6 protein-coding genes and 5 pseudogenes are annotated in these 6375 nt (G+C 38.5%); 9 read left to right on the forward strand and 2 right to left on the reverse strand.

What is annotated here, in order from left to right:
- The 7 genes and pseudogenes from BLS49_RS24290 to BLS49_RS24315 form a co-directional block, all read left to right on the forward strand.
- Positions 1 to 1294: RHS repeat domain-containing protein (locus BLS49_RS24290; RefSeq protein WP_139173184.1), on the forward strand; the 1294-nt coding region annotated here is incomplete at its 5' end.
- A gap of 32 nt (positions 1295 to 1326) precedes the next feature.
- The gene (locus BLS49_RS24295; RefSeq protein WP_091236703.1) at positions 1327 to 1611 is read left to right on the forward strand and encodes a hypothetical protein; all 285 of its coding nucleotides are present in this window, start codon (positions 1327 to 1329) and stop codon (positions 1609 to 1611) included.
- 358 nt (positions 1612 to 1969) lie between these two features.
- Positions 1970 to 2188, forward strand: a pseudogene (locus tag BLS49_RS25885) (RHS repeat-associated core domain-containing protein); the annotation flags it as partial.
- Positions 2189 to 2281: 93 nt separating this feature from the next.
- Positions 2282 to 2845: a toxin C-terminal domain-containing protein gene (locus tag BLS49_RS25890; RefSeq protein WP_217640082.1), complete on the forward strand. Its 564-nt coding sequence runs from the start codon at positions 2282 to 2284 to the stop codon at positions 2843 to 2845.
- A gap of 8 nt (positions 2846 to 2853) precedes the next feature.
- Positions 2854 to 3390: a hypothetical protein gene (locus tag BLS49_RS24305; RefSeq protein WP_091236705.1), complete on the forward strand. Its 537-nt coding sequence runs from the start codon at positions 2854 to 2856 to the stop codon at positions 3388 to 3390.
- Between the two features lie 362 nt (positions 3391 to 3752).
- Positions 3753 to 3953: pseudogene (locus BLS49_RS24310) on the forward strand (IS110 family transposase); the annotation flags it as partial.
- 421 nt (positions 3954 to 4374) lie between these two features.
- Positions 4375 to 4602: a hypothetical protein gene (locus BLS49_RS24315; protein WP_217640081.1), complete on the forward strand. Its 228-nt coding sequence runs from the start codon at positions 4375 to 4377 to the stop codon at positions 4600 to 4602.
- 152 nt (positions 4603 to 4754) lie between these two features.
- On the opposite strand, the pseudogene BLS49_RS25660 reads toward BLS49_RS24315, so the two are convergent.
- Both BLS49_RS25660 and BLS49_RS25475 read right to left on the reverse strand, forming a co-directional pair.
- Positions 4755 to 4937 (reverse strand): annotated as a pseudogene (locus tag BLS49_RS25660) (IS1380 family transposase); the annotation flags it as partial.
- Between the two features lie 90 nt (positions 4938 to 5027).
- Positions 5028 to 5309 (reverse strand): annotated as a pseudogene (locus tag BLS49_RS25475) (IS4 family transposase); the annotation flags it as partial.
- On the opposite strand from BLS49_RS25475, the pseudogene BLS49_RS24330 reads away from it, so the two are divergent.
- Both BLS49_RS24330 and phoU read left to right on the forward strand, forming a co-directional pair.
- A pseudogene (locus BLS49_RS24330) lies at positions 5297 to 5701 on the forward strand (phosphate ABC transporter ATP-binding protein); the annotation flags it as partial. The pseudogenes BLS49_RS25475 and BLS49_RS24330 overlap by 13 nt on opposite strands.
- Before the next feature lie 21 nt (positions 5702 to 5722).
- The coding region (phoU, locus tag BLS49_RS24335) for a phosphate signaling complex protein PhoU (RefSeq protein WP_091236707.1) at positions 5723 to 6375 on the forward strand (653 nt) is incomplete at its 3' end.

The raw sequence follows: 6375 nt of genomic DNA on the forward strand, positions 1-6375 counted from the left end.
CTATACCTATGATCAAAGGGATAACCGGAGCAGCCTGACAAGTAACCGTGTACCGGAAATCCCAACTACTGCATCGTACCAATATGACATCAGAAATCGATTAAAGGCCGTGACCAAAGACGACACGAATATTACTTATAACTATAACGGCGATGGGCTGATGGTCGGGCGTACGAAAGGAAATCAATCAACAAGATACTATTATGATGATCGGGGCCTGCTTGTCGCGGAAGGAACGGTAGATTCTGGAGCGGTGTTCATTACTTATGGCTATGTATTTGATTCGACCGGGAAACTGGTAGGACGCCAATCGGCGGATGAATCGAAGCTACAATACTATGTGACCAACGGTCATGGGGACGTAACAGAGCTTCGTGATGCATCAGGGAACTTATTGAACGCCTACAGTTACGACATTTGGGGGAATCCGATAACAGTACAGGAAACCGTACCGAACTCACTGCGGTATGCAGGGGAGTACTGGGATACTGACGTAAAGTTGCAATATCTTCGCGCTCGTTGGTATGATCCGGCGATAGCACGGTTTATTGGAGAGGATACGTATGAGGGACAGATTAATAATCCGCTTAGTTTGAATCTTTATACGTATGTTGAGAATAATCCGCTCAAGTATATTGATCCGACAGGTCATAATGCTTTACCAAAATCGGTAGAGGAGATTGTTAGGGAGTTTAAAGTTATAAAAGGGGGATTACAAGAGGGAGCGAAAAGTGGGATCAAAAAGGGTGGTCTTCCAGGTTTTATAGTTGGTTTAGTTATAGGAGGATTATTTGGGAATCCGACTCCGGTTGGAGAAGACCAAGAATATATTGATAACTCGAATGCTGCGGCATATTTAGGGTTAAGGTATATCAGTGAAGAAAATGCTGAAAAAAATAAAAATGATACAAATATAATTTATAGGGCATTAAATGCAAAAGATGTAGCTCGTCTAGCTAGTGGACTAGGGTTGGAAGCAAAAAACCCCAAGGGTAAATGGACACTAAGTGAACATATTGCTTGGGGGTCTCAAAAACGTGCAAATGAAAACGACCCATGGATATCTACTACAGTTGATTATACACGAGCTCAATATTATAACAGTAAAGGTGGTGGATACGGTATTATTGCTATTGATCGAAGTAAATTGAAGTATGGAAATTATTTTGCGCTTTCGAAACTTGATCCCGGTTTTAATGATTTTAGAAGAGCAACAAATTATGCTACAATTGATAAGGAGATTTCTGTATATCAATATATTAATCGTGATGCAATTATAGGATGGATGCCATAAAAAAATAGGAAAATAAAGAGGTAGGTGTGACAATGAATAATATAGATTTAAGTAAGATGGTTTTTAATCGTGAAAATTTAATTGGTTTATTGGCTATATTGGATAAAAATGAGAATGTATTTACTCATGTTGAATTTGCAGAATGGTGTGGTAGTTATTGGTCAGAATGGAGAAGAGAACAAGAGTTATATGAGTCTACTGATAAACAAACGATTAATGTTGTAGATAGTATTTATTATTACTTTTTGAAATATAAGATCGATAGATTTGAAAAAGTTAAAATCAAAGAATGGATTCAAATGTTAAGTGGAAATTGATTTTAGAAATGATGAAAAATAATGGTTTCTTTATTAACAATTGGATTAGTGAAATTATAAGGTTTATAGTTCTAAATTATGTTAATATCCAGGTTAAGCCATAGGGAGCTAAAATACTTAGACAAGTGATAGTAGGTGGACCGATAACACTCTATAGGAACTTTTAGTTGTTTTAGTTGATTTGCGAATTATATAAATACTTCCATAGTTGACCACATGTAAGTGTAAAAACTTCATGTGGTTTTCTTTTATAAGAAACTTAACAGCAAAGCAGATCGGCTCTGGGTGATGTGATCCAGTGGGCAAACATGACGCACAAGGAACGTAATATTTCTGATGCAGAATCATCTGACTGGTATTAAAGGAAGAGAGTGTACACAAGCCATTCCGATATTCCGGTGAATTATGGGACAGTACAACTAAGTTACAATATCTTCGTGCCAGATGGTATGATCCAAGTGTTGGACGGTTTTTTAATGAGGATACGTATGAGGGACAGATTAATAATCCGCTTAGTCTGAATCTTTATACGTATGTTCATAATAATCCGTTGATTTATATTGATCCTACAGGGAATTACTGTGTTTCTGCTGATGGGAAGAATTCACATTATGGCGGCTGTAATGGTGGTCAAAAAGGTAAAGAATATCATTATGACATAAAGGGTTCTATGTACATTCCTGATTCTTATTATGCTGCAAGCCGCCAAAGCTGGGGAGCTGAGCTTATTGGAAAATCGTTTGATCAACTTTATGTAAAATATCAAATGGAACTTTTGAGCAAACAACTCAAAAGGGACATGGAACAAAGGGAACGTGAATTGAAACAACAAATCACAAACTTTTTCGAGGATGTAACAGGAGCAAGTGCTTTGAGGACATTAACCAGTCCCGACACCAGTCCATTAGATGCATTAATTGCTCTCTCATCTATATCGTTGCCGGGGGTAAAGGGGAAACCAGGGAATCCTCTTAAAACACAAAAGGCTGGAAAGACTCTTAAGTTAACTTCTACACAAGCAGGCGATCTTGCTAATTATTTAGGTTTTAAAATAGTTAAGGGAGCATCAATTAAAAAACAACCTGTCTATACTAATGGGAAAATTTTTATATCTCCCGATGTAGATTCACATATTGGAGGAGTTTGGAAGGCAGCGAAGACTATTAAAGATTTGGGTTCAAAGGAAACTAGATATGGAACTTATGATGTATTTCTAAATTATGTTGGGAAGTAGGTATAGAAATGAACAGTTACAGAATAACCAAGTATAATCCTAGTAATAGGGACGAATATAACGTTTATTCTTCTGATGAATGGACTGCAATCTCTGATGTTGGTGAAGAGTTTAGTGGAGTAGTCTTTAAATTGGAAGAGTATCTGAGAGTAGAAGAGCTATATGTAGCTGCAATAATTGAGATGATGGAATGTGTAGGGATTAAAGGTTTGATGGTGGCTGACTTGGAGAGGTATTATGAGACACCTAGAATAACATCGCACCATCAAATTTACACAGAACAAATGGTGCAGTTGTACCATACTGTTTCAGAGAACCAATTTGTATCGGGTCAAGTTTTAAGGGATTTATGTAAACTGATATTAAGAGAATTGATGGGATTCAGATTAATATTTGAGGATAAGATGTTTGTTCATTTTGGCTATGACTATTATATGTATATTGGTGTAAACAATGTGTGCAAGGATGCTATAGATAGCATTCAAGCAAGTGGTTTATTCATTGAAGAATGTGAGTCGCCATATTATCAAGAGGATAATGATTAATCAATGTGTTGTAAGGTCAAATATTTCTCCAGCATCATCTGTTTAAGAGAATCTTGTCGTTAATATTGCAAAATCGATTTGTACTGCTATTTTAGCCACATACGAGTATAACAACTCCATGTGGCTTTCTTTTTTTGCCCCGAACATTAAGTTTCATAAATAACAAAAAGCCTAACCACATATACGTTGCGGTTAGGCTTTTCCTTTAAGTTTTTGCTCTAAATTAAGCAGTTCCTGTCCCATATTAACCAAGGCTACTTGTCCAAGGCCACTTAGGTTAAGATAGAGTTTTTGTATCTGAGCAGTTCTAATTTCAGACCCGGGTTCTGCGATACCAAAAGAAGATGGTCAGTAGAAACGCGCAATTGGCTGTCACCAGAACGAAGAAAGAGCCTCGTAATCCTTACTTTCATCACCATTATGAAGAGAAGCTGAAGGCGGGAAAGACGAAGCAGCAGGCCATTGTTTGCATCATGTGGAAGCTGGTCAACGTAATCTATTATTTGATGAAAACAAAGGCGTCGTATATCATTCCAGAAGTATCCTATCATAATGCAGGATGATACAATATATGGGTAGAGATTGCTGGGCAATCCTGCCCATTGTTTATACATAAGTGACGCTTTATAAACTAGGATACGTATGAAGGGGAACTCACGATTCCGCTGAGTTTGAATCTCTATACGTATGTTTATAATATTCCGTTGATTTACAAAGATCCTTCAGGTTGTAAAGTTAATGAAACAGAAGTAATTACTTTTCTAGTATCGCTATAAATGAAGGAAATAAACCCCAATCATGGTGGACAATACGAAGTATTCTGGGCCAAGAGGCAAAATATTGAATTATACCAGGATGTATAGATAATAACTATTTTAAATATCTCTTTAATATGGCTACTGGAAATCATTACGAGAAAAACACACCTGGAAAAAATGGCTTGGGCTAGAGAATAACTGTAGAAGCTTTATGAAGAAAGTGCATATGATTGAGTCAATAGCTATGGGTCCATTGGGTGGGACAGGGAAATTTACCTATTTTATCAATTCAGAAGCTAGTCTTGTAAAAGCTGCTCAAGAAATGAGTAAGAATCCTGTATTTCAAAAAGAAGCTAATGAATTAATTGCTAAGTTTCTCAAAGGTAATTTTTATCTTGGTATAGGAACTAAAAATTTGACCAGAGATATTAACCTGAATTTCGAAAGCACATAAGATTAAGGCCAAGTGCTGGAACGGTATGATTATGAGATGTAAAAAAGAGGGGATTTCCCAGGGTCGAGGGCTAATTTTATGACGCAACGGATAGTTTATCCCCCCCCCACTGAAGAGGCGATATCATTTTCCATGTGAAGTTTTGGGAAATGTCATTCCAGTAAAGCTACTTTTGCTTCGATGCGCATCCAAGCGTAGCGACCAGCGCAGTCTTTCATTAGCTTGAGCACATAGGCACGACTGTGCCGGATGAGGGTTGCTGCGCAATGAAAGAATTCCATGCGGAATCGAGAAATCGTATAGCCCTGATGCACAAGTTTGCAGCAATCTCGCTTGCAAATGTTCCGATCCCCGAAATATGGAGAAAAAATAAAAAAATGAATAATTTGTTCTTAAAAGCTAAAAAATTACTTAATTTTAATAACTCAACTTTCGCAGCTTAAATCTCCAAACAAACCCTTGATATAACTAGGCAAACCAGAGATCCAGTCCTGTAGTTGACATAAAACAGACGTTTTGTTCATCTTCGTTTGGGCTTGGGACATTTCGAGAAATAAAGTCATCAGTTGCTTGAGCGCGGTTTGGAAGTCCAAATTGCGAACCTCATCTGCAAAGAGAAAAAAGAGTCCACCGAGTGACCGGTCATCGCTGGATTCACGCCGTTCGTATTCCATCGCCAAATAACGGGTGAATACAACCGTTGGATGAAATTGTTGAACAAAGCTTGCGACAAGCTGTTTTATGGGATGAGATTAAGGATTTTCTGAAACGTTCGGCTTTCAGTCTGTCCGGTGGACAACAACAGCGTCTGTGTATTGCAAGAGCGATAGCGGTTCAACCTGACATTCTGCTTATGGATGAAGCGACTTCGGCACTCGACCCGATTTCGACTTTAAAAATTGAGGAATTAGTGCAGCAGTTAAAAGATAGGTATACTATTGTAATGGTTACGCATAACATGCATCAGGCGGCCCGTATTTCGGATCGGACTGTCTTTTTCCTAAATGGTGAGATCGTAGAGGCTGATGATACTCAGAAGCTATTCTCTACACCGCAGGATGCTCGTACTGAAGATTACATTTCCGGTCGTTTCGGCTAACAGAAGGGGGCTGCTCACGTAATGATTCAAAGAAAAGAATTTGACCAAAATTTAGAGGAACTTCGCCAGCTGCTCAGACAAATGGGTGAGCATGTGGAAAACTCATTAAAGGAATCCATTTCTGCTCTTCAAGCTTTAGATTCTGGGCAAGCTAAACAAATCGTAGAGCGGGATATTCTGCTCAATCAGATGGAAGAACAAGTAATGGAGATCGGTTCACGATTAATCGTGACCCAGCAGCCGGTTGCAAAGGATTTGCGAAGAATCATTGTAGCCTTCAAAATTTCCAGTGATCTGGAACGTATGGGTGATCTCGCTATCGATATTGCCAAGGTCACAACCCGTCTGGAAGGACAAAAACTGATTAAGCCGCTGATTGATATTCCTAAAATGGCGGATTTGGTTATTCTAATGGTTAAAGAGTCCTTGCAGTCCTACCTCGACGAAAATACCGATTTGGCATATAAGATGGCTAAGGATGATGATGAAGTTGATCATCTGTACAGTCAAATGATCCGCGACCTATATACTTATATGATTGAGCATCCAGAATCCTTGCATCAATCCATGCTCCTTACGCTGGTTGGTCGCTATATTGAACGGATTGCAGACCACGCAACAAATATTGGCGAAAGTGCCGTGTACCTCGTAACAGGGCATCGTCCTGATTTGAA

Source organism: Fontibacillus panacisegetis (assembly GCF_900102215.1).
GTDB lineage: Bacteria > Bacillota > Bacilli > Paenibacillales > Paenibacillaceae > Fontibacillus > Fontibacillus panacisegetis.

Bases quoted from the DNA above. Each gene is read 5' to 3' on its own strand.
- BLS49_RS25890 (WP_217640082.1), top strand. From the start codon at position 2,282: ATGTACATTCCTGATTCTTATTATGCTGCAAGCCGCCAAAGCTGGGGA.
- BLS49_RS24295 (WP_091236703.1), top strand. From the start codon at position 1,327: ATGAATAATATAGATTTAAGTAAGATGGTTTTTAATCGTGAAAATTTA.
- BLS49_RS24315 (WP_217640081.1), top strand. From the start codon at position 4,375: ATGATTGAGTCAATAGCTATGGGTCCATTGGGTGGGACAGGGAAATTT.
- BLS49_RS24305 (WP_091236705.1), top strand. From the start codon at position 2,854: ATGAACAGTTACAGAATAACCAAGTATAATCCTAGTAATAGGGACGAA.